This is a genomic window from Comamonas sp. SY3, assembly GCF_041730275.1.
GTDB lineage: Bacteria > Pseudomonadota > Gammaproteobacteria > Burkholderiales > Burkholderiaceae_C > Comamonas > Comamonas sediminis.
This window is the reverse complement of sequence record NZ_JBGTYN010000001.1, coordinates 290,392-307,428: the sequence shown is the minus strand read 5'-3', so window position 1 is coordinate 307,428 and position 17,037 is coordinate 290,392. Positions and strand designations below refer to the sequence as shown.

General features: G+C 64.0%; 10 protein-coding genes. 6 read left to right on the top strand and 4 right to left on the bottom strand.

Annotated features, from left to right (window positions below):
• Nucleotides 1–320: 320 nt before the first annotated feature.
• A complete protein-coding gene (locus ACCQ08_RS01315; protein WP_373448632.1) occupies nt 321–3,626 on the top strand; it encodes a hypothetical protein in 3,306 nt (1,101 codons plus the stop codon).
• 107 nt (nt 3,627–3,733) lie between these two features.
• Here the strand turns inward: ACCQ08_RS01315 and ACCQ08_RS01310 are convergent, their stop codons facing one another.
• The 4 genes from ACCQ08_RS01310 to ACCQ08_RS01295 all read right to left on the bottom strand — a co-directional run bounded on the left by ACCQ08_RS01310 (nt 3,734) and on the right by ACCQ08_RS01295 (nt 6,983).
• Complete coding sequence (locus ACCQ08_RS01310) at nt 3,734–4,180, bottom strand: GatB/YqeY domain-containing protein (protein WP_239811326.1); 447 nt, start codon at nt 4,178–4,180, stop codon at nt 3,734–3,736.
• A 152-nt stretch (nt 4,181–4,332) separates the two neighbouring features.
• A complete protein-coding gene (rpsU, locus tag ACCQ08_RS01305; RefSeq protein WP_007833691.1) occupies nt 4,333–4,545 on the bottom strand; it encodes a 30S ribosomal protein S21 in 213 nt (70 codons plus the stop codon).
• 229 nt (nt 4,546–4,774) lie between these two features.
• On the bottom strand, nt 4,775–6,022 hold the full coding sequence (locus tag ACCQ08_RS01300; protein WP_373448631.1) for an NAD(P)/FAD-dependent oxidoreductase: 1,248 nt from the start codon (nt 6,020–6,022) through the stop codon (nt 4,775–4,777).
• 58 nt (nt 6,023–6,080) lie between these two features.
• A complete protein-coding gene (locus ACCQ08_RS01295) occupies nt 6,081–6,983 on the bottom strand; it encodes a DUF3626 domain-containing protein (protein ID WP_373448630.1) in 903 nt (300 codons plus the stop codon).
• Between the two features lie 150 nt (nt 6,984–7,133).
• Here ACCQ08_RS01295 and tenA point away from each other — a divergent pair, with 150 nt between their 5' ends.
• The 5 genes from tenA to ACCQ08_RS01270 all read left to right on the top strand — a co-directional run bounded on the left by tenA (nt 7,134) and on the right by ACCQ08_RS01270 (nt 17,035).
• Nucleotides 7,134–7,799 carry a thiaminase II gene (gene tenA / locus ACCQ08_RS01290; RefSeq protein WP_373448629.1) on the top strand — a complete coding sequence of 222 codons (666 nt, stop codon included), beginning with the start codon at nt 7,134–7,136 and terminating at the stop codon, nt 7,797–7,799.
• Nucleotides 7,800–8,006: 207 nt separating this feature from the next.
• Nucleotides 8,007–8,240, top strand: coding sequence for a hypothetical protein (locus ACCQ08_RS01285; RefSeq protein WP_312409773.1), 234 nt, complete (start codon nt 8,007–8,009; stop codon nt 8,238–8,240).
• A gap of 755 nt (nt 8,241–8,995) precedes the next feature.
• The gene (locus ACCQ08_RS01280) at nt 8,996–10,681 is read left to right on the top strand and encodes an MdtA/MuxA family multidrug efflux RND transporter periplasmic adaptor subunit (protein WP_373448628.1); all 1,686 of its coding nucleotides are present in this window, start codon (nt 8,996–8,998) and stop codon (nt 10,679–10,681) included.
• A gap of 13 nt (nt 10,682–10,694) precedes the next feature.
• The gene (locus tag ACCQ08_RS01275) at nt 10,695–13,847 is read left to right on the top strand and encodes an efflux RND transporter permease subunit (RefSeq protein ID WP_373448627.1); all 3,153 of its coding nucleotides are present in this window, start codon (nt 10,695–10,697) and stop codon (nt 13,845–13,847) included.
• A complete protein-coding gene (locus ACCQ08_RS01270) occupies nt 13,844–17,035 on the top strand; it encodes an efflux RND transporter permease subunit (protein WP_373448626.1) in 3,192 nt (1,063 codons plus the stop codon). Before ACCQ08_RS01275 ends, ACCQ08_RS01270 begins: the two co-directional genes overlap by 4 nt.
• Nucleotides 17,036–17,037 lie beyond the last annotated feature (2 nt).

Here is a 17,037-nt window from a genome sequence, read left to right as displayed (position 1 = left end):
ATACCGGTGCAGAGAAATGGATTTTATGAAATGTTATGATACAAATCTAACGCCTTGACATTTGTTGATGTGCGTCAAGATTTTTCCGCATCCCGGCTTCACTCTTTGTTAAACAACGTGAATACAGGGATTCGAATGCGTAATTTTGATAATTGATTAAGTTAATATATTTTTTGTCATTCAAACGATGGAACACACGCCCTGTGGCTGCGCAAGCAGGCAGGGCGTTGGCATGTGGGCCTGGGTGTTCCAACAACAACGGGAAAGGTGTGATGGGTTCAGTGAACAGATGGGCGTCCGCTGCTCGATGGGCGCGCGGCATGGTGGTTCTGGGTGGTCTGGCCGGGTGGGCATCGGCCCATGCCGCCGATGATGTGACCGCCGTTTGGGGCAGTTTCAACAACAACAGCTGGACGGCCAACACCGGCAATGCGGCCAGCGCGCCAGCGGCCAATGGGCACAACGACTTGCTGGCTTTTACGGCCAACGGTATTCGCTACTCGACAGGCGTCAACGATGCGGCGCTGGTCGGGGGTTTTCAGCCGGCGGTGTTCCAGGCCTTCACGCCCAACCCCAGCTCGCTGCCGGCCACTGGCGGGCTCAATGCGATTGCCCAAAGCGGCAGCTATGACATCTCCAAATCGCGTGCGTCCTATCTTTCGGATGGCGTGCGTGGTCTGGACCTGAGTACTGCGCTGTTCAATATCCCTGCGACGTCGCTGCGTTTCAGCGCCAGCGTGGGCAACCCCGAATCCACCACGGATGATGTGCCCGATGTGCTGGTGACCCAGGTGGGGCAGCCTTCAACCCGGACGGACCAGTTTTATTTCATCGACGACACCGGCGCGCTGGTGGGCAACTCCGTCACCATCGCGCTCAACAGTGTCTCGGTCGTCGCGCGGCAGAACTGGCAGTTCTGGAACCCCAACCACACCAAAGCCAGCGTGGCCGATGGTAGCCGCGATCTGCGCATACGTGCCTACCACTTCTCGGACTTTGGCATCACGCCCGAGAACATGGCGCGGGTGGCGGGTTTTGTGCAATCGCTCAGCGGCGACTCGGACATTGCCTTCGTGGCGTACAACCAGGAGGCCGTGAGTACCCCGGCAGCGTTGAGTGTGCAAAAGACCAATGCGCAGGCCACAGTGACTGCAGGCACACGCACGCTCTACACGGTGACGGTCAGCAACGCGGGCGGTACGCTGGCCAGCGATGTCTCCTGGCTGGACCGGCCACAAGGCCTGCGCGTGCTGGGTATTGCGGTGGCTGCAGTGACTGCTGGCAGCGATGCCGGCGTCTGCAGCAGCACGGGCTGCACAGGTCTGCGTCTGGCGCCAGGTGCGTCGATCAGCTACCAGGTTGAGGCGGAGGTCACCGGTGGCGTAGGCACCATGGCGTCGAACACTGCCGTGGTGGAAGGCGCCAACTGCAGCGGCGGCAGCCCCAGCAGTTGCACCAGCACCGATGCGGATCTGATCGTGGCCTCCGACTCGGTGAGCATTGTCAAGACCAATGGTGTGGATCGCCTGGCGGTGGCTGCAGAGACCACCTACAGCGTGACGCTGAGCAACAGCGCGGCCAGTGCATTCTCGGGTCTGCGCTGGACCGATACCCCCAGCGGTCTGAGCATCACTGGCATACGTGTCGGCAGTGTGGGTGCCAACAGTGTCGCGGGCACTTGCTCTACGTCGGGCTGTGTGGGCATCACGCTGGCTGCCGGTCAATCCATCGTCTACCTCGTCAGCGCAAAGGTCAACGCTGGCGTGACCGCGGGTGCATCGGTCAGCAACAAGGCTGTCGTGCAGGGCGGCACCTGCAGCAGCGAACTGGTGACCGGCTGTGCCAGCACTGACACCGACCTGGTGGTGACAGCGGCCAACCTGCACATCAGCAAAAGCAATGGGGTGGATGTGCTGGCGCAGGGTGCGAGCACGGTCTACCAGGTGGTGTTGCGCAATACCGGTGGCAGTGCGGCTGCAGGTCTGCGCTGGGCCGAGAGCCCGGTGGGCTTGCGGATTGACCGCATCAGCGCAACGGCAGTGGGGGCCAACAGCGAGGCGGGCCTGTGCACCGTCAGTGGTTGCTCGGACATCGCAGTCGCTGCTGGCGAATCCATTGTGTATGCGGTGCAGGCGACCGTCACGGGCGAGGTCGGCGCGGACAATGCGCGCAATACGGTGACTCTCACGGGTGCTGCCTGCAGCGGCGGCAACAGCTGCAGCGCCGAGGACCGTGATGCCATCGTGCTGCCCGCTGCTGTCAGCATCTCCAAGAGCAATGGCGTGGATGCGCTGAGCGAAGGCGCGCGCAGCACCTACACCGTCACCATCAGCAACAGCGGCGGCATGCCTGCCAACGGCCTGGCATGGCTCGACAGCCCCGAGGGGATGGAGATCGAGGCGATCACGCCGATGGCGGCTACCGCTCCCAGTGATACCGGCAACTGCAGCCTGCAAGCGCCCGTCGGCTGCAGCGGCATCACGGTTGCTGCCAATGCCCGCATCAGCTACCAGGTGCTGGCGCGTGTCATTGCGTTGGTAGAGGGGCGTGCCGATGCGGTGGTCCGCAATACGGCAACGGTGACGGGCGCGAACTGCAGCCCGGCAGCCCCTTGCACAGCCACCGATACCGACGCTCTGCGCACGCCCGTGCATCTGACCTTGAGCAAGACAGCTGACGCAACGGTGGAAGTGGGCCATGCGCTGGACTACCAGTTCCGCATTGCCAACAGTGGCCAGACGGCGGTTGCAGCCGGGCAAACGCTGACGGTGGCCGAGGCTCTGCCCGAGGGGATGCGCTTGACGGGTGCCACACCGGGTGCTGGCGTGGCTTCGGTGGTCTGCAATGGGGAGCCCTTGCTGTGCGAGGTGGTGCTCGATGCAGCGCTGGAGCAGGGTGCTGGCGCCGCCTTTACCCTGCATACGATGGCGCCAGCCGTGGCAGGTGCGATCACCAACCATGCGGCGATGGATCCGCAGGGCAGGCGCGAGCCGCCGGTGCCGGGTGCGGCCTGTCTGCCTACGGATGGTTGTGCCCAGGCGCGTACCGAGGTGCTGGCTCCCGCGCACATCACCGTGCTCAAAAGCAATGGCGTGGACCAGCTGCCTGAAGGCGGCACCACGCGCTATGTCGTGACGCTCAGCAACCAGGGCGGCATGCCGGTGCAGCTGCAGTGGGACGATGTGCCCAGCGGCGTGGAGGTGACGGACATCCGTGCAATCGACGTGGGAGCGGGCAGCGTGGCCGGCGTCTGCAGCGTTGCGGGCTGTACCGGGGTTACGCTGGCGGGCGGCGAGTCCATCCATTATGCGGTGTTGGCCCAAGTGACAGCCGTCGCGCCTGCACGCGTTCGCAACCTGGCCCGCGTGACCGGGGCGGCGCAGTGCAGCCGCGCGGCGCCTTGCAGCAGTGAGGATGAGGACCTGGTCTACCGCCATGGCATCGATGTGGATCCTCCGACGCCGGATCCAACGCCTGAGCCGACGCCCGATCCTGACCCCAGCCCGTTGCCTGCGCCGGTTGCGGTGCCCACGCTCACGATGGCGGGGCAGTGGCTGATGTCGCTGCTGCTGGGTGGCGCCGCGGTACTGGGACTGCGTAGAAGGCGCGAACGCAGCCGCCGCTGAGCGCTGCGCACCCACAAAAAAACCACTGCAGCGCGATGCCGCAGTGGTTTTTTATCGCGGACCCCCGCAGCGGGCGCCCGGAATGGGGACCCGTGCGATCGATCCGATCAGGGGGCCAAGGCGGCCTTCACGGCGGCAGACACCAGGCCCATGTCCGCCTTGCCTGCCAACTGGGTCTTGACCGCACCCATGACCTTGCCCATATCGCCGGGGCCCGAGGCGCCGAGTTCGGCCACGATGGCCTTGACGGCGGCCGTCACCTCTTCGGCGGACAGGCGCTCTGGCAGGTAGCCCTTGATGACCTCGATTTCCGACTTTTCCTTGTCGGCCAGGTCCTGGCGGCCTGCGCCTTCAAAGGCGGCGATGCTGTCCTTGCGCTGCTTGATCATCTTGTCGACGATGGCGATCACCATCGCGTCGTCGAGCTCGACGCGCTCATCGACTTCCTTCTGCTTCATCGCAGCTTGCAGCAAGCGGATGGTGCCCAGGCGTTCCGTGTCCTTGGCGCGCATCGCGTTCTTCATGTCTTCGGTGATTTGTGCTTTCAAGCTCATAACATGCTCCTGTTGGCAGGCCGTCCAAGCAAGCAGCGGTCTGCCTGAAAAAATCTGGCGATGGCCAGAAAACAAAAAACCCGCGCCTGGCGTCCCGAGCGCGGGTGGTGTCACAGCCTGGGCAATGTGCGTCAGGCCTGTGAGAGCTGCGATCAGTACAGCTTCTTGGGCAGTTGCATGCTGCGAACGCGCTTGTAGTGGCGCTTCACGGCAGCGGCCTTCTTGCGCTTACGCTCAGCGGTTGGCTTTTCGTAGAATTCGCGAGCGCGCAGGTCGGTCAGCAGGCCCAGCTTTTCGATGGTGCGCTTGAAGCGGCGCAGCGCAACGTCAAATGGTTCGTTTTCTTTTACACGGATAGTCGTCATTAGCTAATGTTTCCATTGGTGCCAACAGCGGGTTTTGGGGAAGATCGGGCCCCAAAGCCTTGAATGGCGGTTTTGCCCTGTCATATTGACTAGTATTGGCAGACAGGGCTTTGCCAGCAAAGAGGTGGGATTATAACCAGGTTTTTATCAAACGGCAATAGGGATGCCGGCCGGGAGCGGGGTGCCAGCGCCTGAACTGTTGTTTCAATGCGCCTTTGTGCGCGGTCCGTTACTGACCGTCTGCCATGCCCGCTGCGCAGGCCGCCGCACTGGCCCAGGCCCACTGAAAGTTGTAGCCACCCAGCCAGCCGGTGATGTCCACCACCTCGCCAATGCAGTAGAGACCCGGCACTTTCTTGGCTTCCATCGTCTGCTGAGACAGCTCCTTGGTGTCCACACCGCCGACGGTGACCTCGGCTTTTTTATAGCCTTCGGTGCCGGTGGGGGTCAGCTCCCAGCGCGTCAGGCGCTCGGCCAGGCGCAGCAAGGCCTTGTCGCTGGCCTCGGCAATCGGGCGCTGCCAATCGGCATCCTGCGCCACCCAGGCATCGGCCAGGCGAGAGGGCACGAGGCTGGCCAGCTCATTGGCGATCAGTTTGCGTGAGCGCTGCTTGGCCGCCAGCAGGTGCGCGGCCACATCCACCTCGGGCACCAAGTTGATGTCGATGGACGTGCCTGGTGTCCAGTAGCTGGAGATCTGCAGGATCGCCGGCCCGGACAGACCCCGGTGCGTGAACAGCAGGTCTTCGTTGAAAGTCATGCGGGTTTTCTTGCTGCCAGTGCCGATCACCACCGGCAAGGCCAGGCCCGCCAGCTGCGCATAGGGTGCCCAGGCGCTGCCATCAAAAGTCATCGGCACCAGGCCTGGCACACGCGGCACCAGCGCCAGCCCAAACTGCTGGGCCAGGCGGTAACCCAGGTCGGTGGCACCAATCTTGGGGATGGACAGGCCGCCGGTAGCAATCACCAGGTGGCGGCAGTGCACCGTGCCCTGGGCGGTGCTGACCTGGAAACGCTGGCCATGGGCATCGGTATCGAGCGCCGAGACAGCGCTGACGGCGCAGGGTTGCCAGTGGCTGACCTGGCCGGCGCGGCACTCGGCCATCAGCATCGCGATGATGTCTTCAGCAGAGTGGTCGGCAAACAGCTGGCCCTTGTGCTTTTCGTGGTAGGCGATGCCGTGCCTGTCGACCAGCGCCACAAAATCGGCCGGCCCAAAGCGCGACAGCGCCGAGCGGCAGAACTGCGGGTTCTGCCCGACAAAATGCTTGTGCGGCTGGCGCACATCGAGATCGCGGTTGGTGAAGTTGCTGCGCCCGCCGCCCGAGATGCGGATCTTTTCTGCCACCTTGGCTGCATGGTCGATCAGCAGCACCTTGAGCCCGCGCTGCCCGGCCTGCGCCGCGCAAAACAGGCCGGCTGCGCCTGCGCCAAGGATGACGGTATCAAACCGGTGGGTGGGAGCGGGAGAAGACATGCGGATCCGGGTGATGGGCGGGCAGCGCGTGGCGTGCCTGCGCCGGCAAAAGCAGCGATTATCGGTGATGCGGCTCGCCGACGCAGTGCCTGCCCAGGTGGGCGATGCAATGCCAGGCCTTTTTCAGCAGCGGTGCCGGGTAGCGGTGGCAGGCCTGGGCCTGGCCCAGATCGGCTGGCGTGAGCCCGCCGGGCGCCAGCTGCAGCATATGGGCCAGCACCTCGGCCACCTCGGCGCCCCGGTACTGGCTGGCCTGCGCCAACTGGTTCTCCTGCAAGCGGTAACCGGGGTGAAAGCGCAAGGGCCAACCGGAGTTCTGTGCGGTCTGCGCAAGCGGGGTATCGCGGTAGCAAGGGTCCAGCCAGAGGGCAGCCACGTCGCGCGCCAGCAGCAGGCCGCCATGCACTTGCGCTTCCACATAGTGGTCCAGCGGGTCGGCCAGTTGCAGGCATTGCAGCTGCTGCCAGTCCATTTGCTGCCACAGGCCCACATGGCGGGGCTGCCAGTAGCTGTCGGGGTCGCAAAAGCTGCTGCGTGCCGTGGCAGAGTTGTGCAACTGCAGATACGCCGATCCAAAGCGGGGTGCGGCGCCATAACCTTGGTGGCTCGGATACCCCAAAGGCTCCAGATCCACCGCGCCGTACACGGGCCGCTCAGCAGGGGCGGCCTGGTTGTAAGCGCCCGCAAACCACTGGTTCTCCCACTGCCAGCGTTCGCCCTGGGGCTGCGGGCTGTAGCTGCCATTGCTGCTGCCGCTTTCAAACTGCGACTGGTAGCGGCCCTGCTGGCACAGCAGCGCCAGCAGCGGCTGGCCTTGCGCTGTCCAGTCGGGATGAAAGTGCACATGGATCGATGCGGGTGCAGGCGCGAGCTCGCGCACCGGCCCGCCTCGGCTCTGTACGGCCTGCAGCGCTTGCTGCTGGGCGTTGGTCAACATGGGTGCGGGAGTTGGCATGGGCATGGCAGGTTCGCTAGGGATTGCGCAGAATGCAGTGGATGGATCGTAGCCGGTTCTGCGCTGCATGCCCTGGCTGCCATCGGGGCGGATGGCGCCGGGCCTTGTGTTGCTGGCCGACAATCAGTGCTTGTTCCCCACTCTTGAGGAGTTTGCATGTCGTTTTGCCAGGGCTTGTGGCAAGCCAACCAGGCGCTGTACCAGCGCACCTTGGACCATCCCTTCAACCGCGAACTGGCGGCTGGCAGTTTGTCGGTCGAGCGTTTTCGCCATTACATGATCCAGGACGCGCACTACCTGGTGGCCTATGGCCGTGCGCTGGCGGTGGCTGCAGCCAAGGCCGACCATGCCGATGGTGTGGTGCAGTTTGCCAATGCGGCGAACGAGGCCGTGGTCGAGGAACGCAAGCTGCACGATGGCTTCATGCGCGACTTTGGCATCAGCGCGCAGGACTTTGCCGCCACGCCACTGACGCCCGCTTGCCACCACTACACCAGCTTTCTGTTGGCCAACAGCTGGGCGGAAAGCTACCCGGTGGCGCTGGCTGGCCTGTTGCCCTGCTTTTGGATCTATGCCGAAGTGGGGCGCGATATCCATGCCCGCTCGCAGCCCGGCAATCCCTACCAGGCCTGGGTGGATACCTATGCCAGCGAGGAGTTTCATGCTGCGGTGCGCGCTGTCATTGCCACCATCGACCGGCTGGCCGAAGGCCCTGACACTGCTACCCGCACGCGGATGGCCGAGGCCTACCGCTACAGCGCCGAGTTGGAATGGATGTTTTGGGACAGTGCCTACCAACTGGGCAGCTGGCCGACGCGCTGAACTGCAACGCTTGTAAACACCGGGCATTGCGGTCGTAAAGTTATGCAATGTGCCTGTGCAGCGCGATAGGCTGGCGGTATTCGCCTACAGGCGCTTTCGAAAAACGGTCTTACGCTTCGTGGCATTCATTTACCAGATGCGCCAAGCGCAGACCCCGAGCAAGCCCGAGGCCTACACGCACGTATCGCAACCATGCAAGGAGTTGCCATGTTGTCTACCAATACCACCCACACCGCTTACCACGCTCCCGTGTTTGAACCTACGGTCGATGAGTTGGCTGTTCTGAAAAAGCTCGAACTGGGAGAAAGGATTTCGCTCGAGGATGCTGCCCATGCGCATGTCTCCAAGCGCCTGCTGGAGCGTGGCATGGTGGTGGAGCGCGACGGCTACATGACCATTACCGCGCAAGGCCTGCAGCAGATCAAGCGCGACGACGCCTGAAACCCGGCCCGCGTTTGACCACCGCACCCAGGCAGCCCCAGCAGGCTGCCTTTTTTTTCATCATGGATCACTTTGTGCCATGGTTTCAATAGCTTGGAGTGCTTATCTACAGCTGTGCACAGAACTTTCCACAAGATTGTGCCCATGGACTGGGGACAACCGTGCGAGGGGCTGAAAGAGGGCGCTTGTCTGTGCTTGCCCAGCAGCGCATCCGCTGCCGAGCAGGCCTGTAGCTGCCCAAATGCCCTGTCAGGACCCGCGATGCCTCAATTTTCAGCAAGTTCATAATTTTTCTTATAAATCAGTAATTTGAATTGCTTATCTACAAGATTCTTCACAGCTTTCCACAGTATTGTGCCCGTGCAATGGGGACAAGGCTCTTGGCGTGTTGGCGAGCGGAAGTCGCAGCCCGGCGGATGGAGGCAGCGGCCCAGCTACCTGTCCCGGTGCGGGTCCAGATGCAGGCGCTACCTCGCTGAAGAAAACAACGCAATATGCTGCGGCCGATGGTTTTCGACGCCAACAAAAGCTGGCGTCACAGCCTACGCGCTCAACTGCCCCGCAAACCCTCTGACGCAGCGGAATCTCAGTAGACTCTGGGGCAGGCGGCGGCCGCTTTTACTTATCTTCGCAGTCGGTACAGGCCTGGTGCAACATGGCTGCACTAGGATGCGGTCATTCTTTACAGGCCGGTGCCCGATGGTGATCGATCGCTGAAGCCCGCCGCTGTAACACACCTCAGACCGATTGCTGCCATGGACCATAACTCCAATAATTCAACCCGTCCCACCCCCCAGCCTGCCAGCGCACCGCTGCCTGATGCGCGTGCCGCGACAACGCCCAAACGGCGGAGCCGTTGGCTGGGTTCCACCATCGCGATTGCGTTGGTGGCGGCCCTGGCGGGCGGCGCCTGGTACCTGGTGCAAAGCAAGAAGACCCCCGCAGGCATGGCGGGCGGTGCGCCGGGCATGGGTGGTCCTCCCGGCATGGGTCCCGGGGCGATGCGCGCGATGGCCGTCACTGTCGGCAGTGCCGCTGCCAAGCGCCAGACCTTGCCGGTCACCTTGACGGCGATGGGCACCGTTGTGCCCACCACCACCGTGACCTTGACCACCCAGGTCTCAGGCATATTGCGCGATGTGCTGTTCACCGAGGGGCAGATGGTCAAGAAAGGCCAGAAGCTGGCCCAGATCGATCCGCGCCCGTTTGAGCAGGCGCTGCAACAGGCCAAGGGGCAGCTGGCGCGCGACCAGGCGCAGCTTGATGCAGCGCGCGTGACGCTCAAGCGCTACCAGACCTTGTGGGACCAGGATTCGATTGCGCGCCAGGACCTGGACACGCAGGCCGCCTTGGCCAAGCAGCTCGAAGGCACGGTGGTTGCCGACCAGGCCCAGGTGCAGACCGCGCAACTCAATCTGGGTTATGCCAGCATCACCTCGCCCATCGATGGCCGCATTGGCTTGCGCACGATGGACCCGGGCAACTACATCAGTGCGGGGGGCACTACCGGCATCGCCGTCATCACCAAGGTCGCACCGATCGATGTGAGCTTCACCGTGCCGCAGGACCACATCCCCTCGGTGCTGGGTGCGCAGAAGGCCGACCCCCGCCTGCCGGTCGCAGCGCTGGACCGCGCAGGCAGCAAGACACTGGCCCAAGGCGTGTTCCTGACCTTGGACAATCTGGTGGACACGGCCACCGGCACCGTCAAGGCCAAAGCGCGTTTCGAGAATACCGATGGCGCGCTCTTCCCCAACCAGTTTGTGAACACCCGCCTGACCTTGAAGGACGAAAGCGCGCTGGTGGTGCCCGTCACCGCCATCCGCACTGGCGGCAATGGCGACTTTGTCTATGTGATCAATGCAGACCGCACGGTGACCCAGCGCACCGTCATCCGGGGCATGAGCACGGTCGAATGGGTGGCCATCAATTCCGGCCTGAAAGAGGGCGAGCTGGTGGTGACCGAGGGTGCTGACCGCTTGAAGGACGGCGCCGTGGTGGCGCTGCAAGGCGATACCCCCACCCAGGCGCATGGCGCCAGCAGTGGCCGGCGCGGTGCGCGTGAGAGCGGCCCGCGTGAGGGCAGCCCGCGCGAGGGTGGTGGACGCCGTGGCAACGGCGAAGGCCGGGGGGCCAATGGTGCAACGGCACCCGGTGCGGCGGCACCCGGAACTGCGGCCGGCAATGGCGCGCCCGCCGGTGGCGGCGGCGGGGTAGCGGTCGAGCCCAATGCCGGCCAGCCCAGCGCCGCAGCCCCTGCGGTGAACCCGGAGCCGCCTGCCGCTGGCAACAGTGGTTCTGGCGGCTCGGGTGGCTCGAGCAGGTCCACCCCTTCCACCGGCTCAGGCCAGACCGCACCCGCCATTAAACCGGAGGAAGTACCCAAGGGCATGGCACCGGCGGCCACGACGGTGCAACCCGCCCAGCGCGCCAACCATTAAGGCGGGCTGAGCGATGAGTCCTTCCCGCCCCTTTATCCAGCGGCCGGTGGCGACGGCCTTGCTGATGCTGGCCATCGTGCTGACCGGTCTGGTGGGCTTTCGGCTGCTGCCGCTGTCGGCGCTGCCCGAGGTGGATTACCCGACGATCCAGGTGCAGACCCTCTACCCCGGTGCCAGCCCCGAGGTGATGAGCCGCACGGTGAGTGCACCGCTGGAGCGCCAGCTCGGCCAGATGTCCGGACTGGACCGCATGTCTTCGACCAGCGCTGCCGGTGTGTCCATCGTGACCCTGCAGTTCCAGCTGGGGCTGTCGCTGGATGTGGCCGAGCAGGAGGTGCAGGCCGCAATCAATGCCAGCAGTGCGCTGCTGCCAGCCGACCTGCCCGCCCCCCCGATCTATGCCAAGGTGAACCCGGCCGACACGCCGGTGATGAGCCTGGCCATCACCTCCAAAGAGCTGCCGCTCACCGAGGTGCAGAACATCGTCAACACCCGCCTGGCGCAGAAGATCAGCCAGGTTTCGGGCGTCGGTCTGGTCAGCCTGGAAGGCGGGCAAAAGCCTGCAATGCGCATCCAGGCCAACACCCAGGCGCTGGCGGCCAATGGCATTACCTTGAGCAGCCTGCGCACCGCCATCAGCAACGCCAATTCCAACAGCGCCAAGGGCAGTTTCGATGGACCCAAGCGCTCCTACTCGATCAACAGCAATGACCAGCTGCTGACCACCGATGACTACATGAACCTGGTCGTGGCCTGGAAGGGCAATGCCCCGGTGCTGATGAAGGACGTGGCACGCGTGGTGGCCAGCGCCGAGAACGACCGGCTCGCCGCCTGGGTCGATGAGACGCCCGCGATCATCCTGAATGTGCAGCGCCAGCCCGGTGCCAATGTGATTGCGACTGTCGATGCGATCAAGCAGCGCCTGCCTGAGCTGACTGCGTCCTTGCCTGCGTCGGTCGAGGTCAAGGTGCTGACCGACCGCACCACCGGCATCCGCGCCTCGGTCGAGCATGTGCAGATGGAGCTGGCGCTGGCTGTGGTGATGGTGGTGCTGGTGATCTTCTTCTTCCTGCACAGCCTGCGTGCCACGGTGATCGCCAGCCTGGCCGTACCCATCTCGCTGATCGGCAGCTGCGGGGCCATGTACCTGCTGGGCTACAGCCTCAACAACCTGAGCCTGATGGCGCTGACGATTGCGACCGGTTTTGTCGTCGACGATGCGATCGTGATGATCGAGAACATTGCGCGCTACATCGAAGAGGGCGAGACGCCGATGGCGGCTGCCTTGAAGGGTGCAGCGCAGATCGGCTTCACCATCATTTCGCTGACCGTGTCGCTGATTGCGGTGCTGATTCCGCTGCTGTTCATGGGCGATATCGTGGGCCGTTTGTTCCGCGAATTTGCGGTGACCCTGGCCATCACCATTCTGATCTCGGCCGTGGTGTCGCTCACCCTGGTGCCGATGATGTCGGCGCGCTGGCTCAAGCAAGAGGACACCAGTGCGCACACGCGCGGCTGGGCGGCATCGGTGCAGCGCGGTTTTGACAAGGTGATCCACCATTACGACCGTGGCCTGCACTGGGTGTTTCGCCACCAGGCGCTGACCCTGGTCGTGGCGGTGGCCACCGTGGTGTTGACGGGTCTGCTCTATCTCGCCATTCCCAAGGGCTTGTTCCCGACGCAGGACACCGGCCAGCTGCAGGCGCAGATCGAGGCCGCGCAAGAGGTCTCCTTTGCCCGCATGAGCGATCTGCAGCAGCAGGCCGTCAGCGCGATTCTGCAGGACAAGGATGTGGCCTCGGTCAGCTCGGTGGTCGGGGTGGATGCCGCCAACAACACCATGCTCAACACCGGCAGCCTGTCGATCAACCTGACCCGGCCGCATGATGCGCAGGATGCGGTGATGCAGCGCCTGCGCGAGCGGGTGAGCCAGGTGGCGGGGGTTCGCATTTTTCTGCAACCCTCGCAGGACCTGACCATCGACTCGCAAACCGGCCCCACCGAATACCGCCTGTCGATCGGCGGCGTGAACACCGACCAGGTCAATGACTGGACGCAGAAGCTCGTCAGCCAGCTGCAGAACGTGGCCGAGGTGCGCAATGCCACCAGCGATGCCGGGCGCAAGGGCCTGTCGGCCTATGTCAATGTGGACCGCGATACCGCATCGCGCCTGGGCATCAGCGCCAGCAGCATTGATGACAGCCTCTACAGCGCCTTTGGCCAGCGCATTGTCTCGACGATCTTTACCGAGACCAACCAGTACCGCGTGATTCTGGAGGCGCAGCAAGACCAGCTCAACAGCGTGCAGACCTTGGGCAACCTGGCCATCAGTGCCAGCAGCACGGGGGCCACGCCGCTGTCAGCCATAGCGAATATCGAGGAGCAGATGGCACCACTGCAGGTGACCCGCGTGTCGCAGTACCCCGCCGCGACCCTGGGCTTTGACACCGCTCCCGGCGTATCGCTCGGCCACGCAGTCGATGCCATCAAGCAGGCGGCCAAGGATATCGGCATGCCCGCGTCGCTGACCATGGAGTTCCTCGGCGCGGCAGCCGCCTACCAGAACTCGCTCACCAGCCAGTTGGTCCTGATCCTGGCGGCGCTGGTCTGCGTCTACATCGTGCTGGGCGTGCTGTACGAGAGCTATGTGCATCCGATGACCATTCTGTCTACCTTGCCGTCGGCGGGGGTGGGCGCCTTGCTGGCGCTGATGATCAGCGGCAACGACCTGGGTGTGATCGGCATCATCGGCATCATCTTGCTGATCGGCATCGTCAAGAAGAACGCGATCATGATGATCGACTTTGCGATCGATGCCGAGCGCAACCAGGGCATGGGGCCGCAAGAGGCCATCCACCAGGCAGCCTTGCTGCGCTTCAGACCCATCCTGATGACGACCCTGGCCGCGTTGTTTGCTGCACTGCCGCTGATGTTTGGCTGGGGCGAGGGCGCCGAGCTGCGCCGCCCGCTGGGCCTGGCCATTTTTGGCGGGCTGATGCTCAGCCAGTTGCTGACCCTGTTCACCACGCCGGTGATCTACCTGGTGTTTGACCGCCTGGGTGCCCGCCTGGGCCGCCGCCAAGCCGGGCACGGTGGCGCCCATCCCGGCAACGGCAGTAACGGCGATAAGGGTGGCAATGGCGGCCCTGCCGAGGTGCAGGCATGAACCTCTCCGAGCCCTTCGTCAAACGCCCGGTCGCTACCGTCTTGCTGACGATCGGTATGGCGCTGGCCGGCATTGCTGCGTTCTTTGCATTGCCGGTCGCACCACTGCCGCAGGTGGATTACCCGGTCATCTCGGTCACGGCCAGCCTCTCGGGTGCGAGCCCGGAGAACATGGCCTCCAGCGTAGCCACGCCGCTGGAGCGCCATCTGGGCGTGATCGCCGGGGTCAATGAGATGACCTCGCGCAGTTCGACCGGCTCGGCCAATGTGACCTTGCAGTTCGACCTGAACCGCGACATCAATGGCGCTGCGCGCGAGGTGCAGGCGGCCATCAATGCTGCGCGCAGTGACCTGCCGTCGGACCTGCGCAGCAACCCTACCTACCGCAAGATGAACCCATCGGATTCGCCGATCATCATCTTGGCGATGACCTCGCCCACGCGCACGCCCGGCGAGCTGTATGACGAGGTCTCCAACGTGGTGAGCCAGCGCATCTCCCAGGTTGATGGCGTGGGCGATGTCGAAATCGGCGGCGGCTCGCTGCCGGCGGTGCGGGTCGAGCTGTTGCCCCAGGCACTGAGCCACTACGGCATTGCGACCGAGGATGTGCGCGCCGCCATCCAGGCCGCCAATGCCAACCGGCCCAAAGGCGCTATCGAGAGTGGTGGCAACCGTCTGCTGATCTACACCCCGGCGCCCGAGCGCAAGGCCAGCTGGTACCAGGGCCTGGTGGTGGGCTGGCGCGATGGCGCCGCTGTCAAACTGGGCGATGTGGCACGCGTCATCGACGGGCCGGCCAATGTCTACACGATGGGCCTGTTCAATGGCCAACCCGCCATCCTGGTGCTGATCACGCGCCAGCCGGGCGCCAACATCATCAACACCGTGGACAACGTCCGCAAGCTGCTGCCGGAGCTGCAGGCCCAGCTGCCCAAGGATGTGAAGATCCAGGTCGCCAGCGACAGTACCAACTCCATCCGCTCGTCGCTGCATGAGATCGAGACCACGTTGATGGTCTCGGTGGTGCTGGTGGTGCTGGTGGTGGGCGCCTTTATCCGCAAGGCGCGCGCCACGGTGATTCCGGCCGTGGCCACCGTGGTGTCCTTGCTGGGCACCTTTGGCGTGATGTACCTGCTGGGCTTCAGCCTGAACAACCTGAGCCTGATGGCGCTGACGGTGGCCACCGGCTTCGTGGTCGATGACGCGATTGTGGTGCTGGAAAACACCAGCCGCCATATCGAGCAGGGCATGGACAAGATGGCCGCCGCGCTGCAGGGCGCGCGCGAAGTGGGCTTTACCGTGCTGTCGATCAGCCTGTCCCTGGTGGCGGTGTTCATACCGCTGCTCTTCATGGAAGGCCAGATTGGCCGCCTGTTCAAGGAGTTCGCCGTGACCTTGTCGGTCGCGGTGATGATCTCGCTGGTCATCTCGTTGACGACCACGCCGATGATGTGCGCCTGGTTTCTGCGCAACGAGGATGCCATCGAGACGGCACCGCGCGGCCGCGTTGCCCGCGCGCTGGAGAACGGCTACAACGCGATGCTGAGGGTCTACGAGCGCTGCCTCGATTGGGCGCTGCATGCCAAGCTTGTCGTGATGCTGATCCTGGTGATCGTCATCGGCATGAATGGCTATCTGTTCATGCATGTGCAAAAGGGCTTCTTCCCGCAGCAGGACAACGGCCAGCTGGCGGGCGGCCTGCGCGCGGACCAGAGCATCTCGTCGACCGCCATGGCGGGCAAGCTCAAGGAAGCCTTGTCGATCATCCAGCAGGACCCGGCCATCGACACGGTGGTGGGCTTTGCCGGCGGCAGCCGCTCGGGCGGGGGCTTTGTGTTCATCAACCTCAAGCCGGTCAGCGAGCGCGATGTGACCAGCCTGCAGGTGGTCGCGCGCCTGCGCCCCCAGCTATCGCAGATCACCGGTCTGCGCGTGTTTCTGAACCCGGTGCAGGACTTGCGCATGGGCGGGCGCTCGTCCAATTCGACCTACCAGTACACCCTCAAGAGCGACAACACCGCCGACATGAAGAAATGGGCCACGCGCCTGGCCGAGCGCCTCAAAGAGGAGCCCTTGCTGCAGGACGTAGACACCGACCAGTCGGAGAGCGGCGTAGAGGTGTATGTCGAGGTGGACAAGCAGGCCGCAGCGCGGCTGGGGGTGAACTCCAAGTCCATCAACAACGCGCTCTACAACGCCTTTGGCCAGCGCTCGGTGGCCACCATCTACAGCGACCTGAACCAGTACTCGGTGATCATGGAATGGGCGCCGGAGTACACGCGCGGCCCACCGGCGTTGCAGGATATCTATGTGCCATCTAATCTGACGGGCACCGAGGGCACAGCCGCCAACCCGGCGCAGCGCAGCGCATCGACCGGCAACGTGATCAGTACCAGCGTCGCTACCATGGTGCCGCTGTCGAGCTTTGCCAAGGTGGTGGAGCGCCCCGCGCCCACCAGTGTGAACCACCAGGACGGGGAGCTGTCAACGACGATCTCGTTCAACCTGGACGATGGCGTGGCGCTGAGCGAAGCCCAGCAGGTGATTGCCCAGGCAGAGGCCGATATCGCCATGCCCATCAATGTGCGCGGCAGCTTCCAGGGTACGGCGCTGAGCTTTCAGAAATCGCAGAACCAGCAGCTCTACCTGATCCTCGCCGCGATCGTGGTGATCTACATCGTGCTGGGTATGCTCTATGAAAGCCTGGTGCACCCGATCACGGTGCTGTCCACCCTGCCATCGGCCGGTGTCGGCGCGGTCATCGCGCTGATGCTGTTCAACATGCAGTTCACGGTGATTGCGCTCATCGGGGTGTTTTTGCTCATTGGCATTGTGAAGAAGAATGCCATCCTGATCATCGATTTTGCGCTGGAGGCCGAGCGATCACGCGGCCTGTCGGCGATCGACGCGGTGCGCGAGGCCTGCCTGCTGCGCTTCCGCCCCATCCTGATGACGACATTGGCCGCCGCGCTGGGCGCCTTGCCGCTGGCCATAGGCTTTGGCCAGGGCTCGGAGCTGCGCCAGCCGCTGGGCATTGCCATCATTGGTGGCCTGCTGGCCAGCCAAGTGCTGACCCTGGTCACCACGCCGGTGGTCTATGTGCTGCTGGACAAGCTGCGCCGCCGCGCCCCTAACGAGCGCGACCTGGGCCGTGCCTCCAACGACGGCATGCCCACTCTGGAACACTGATA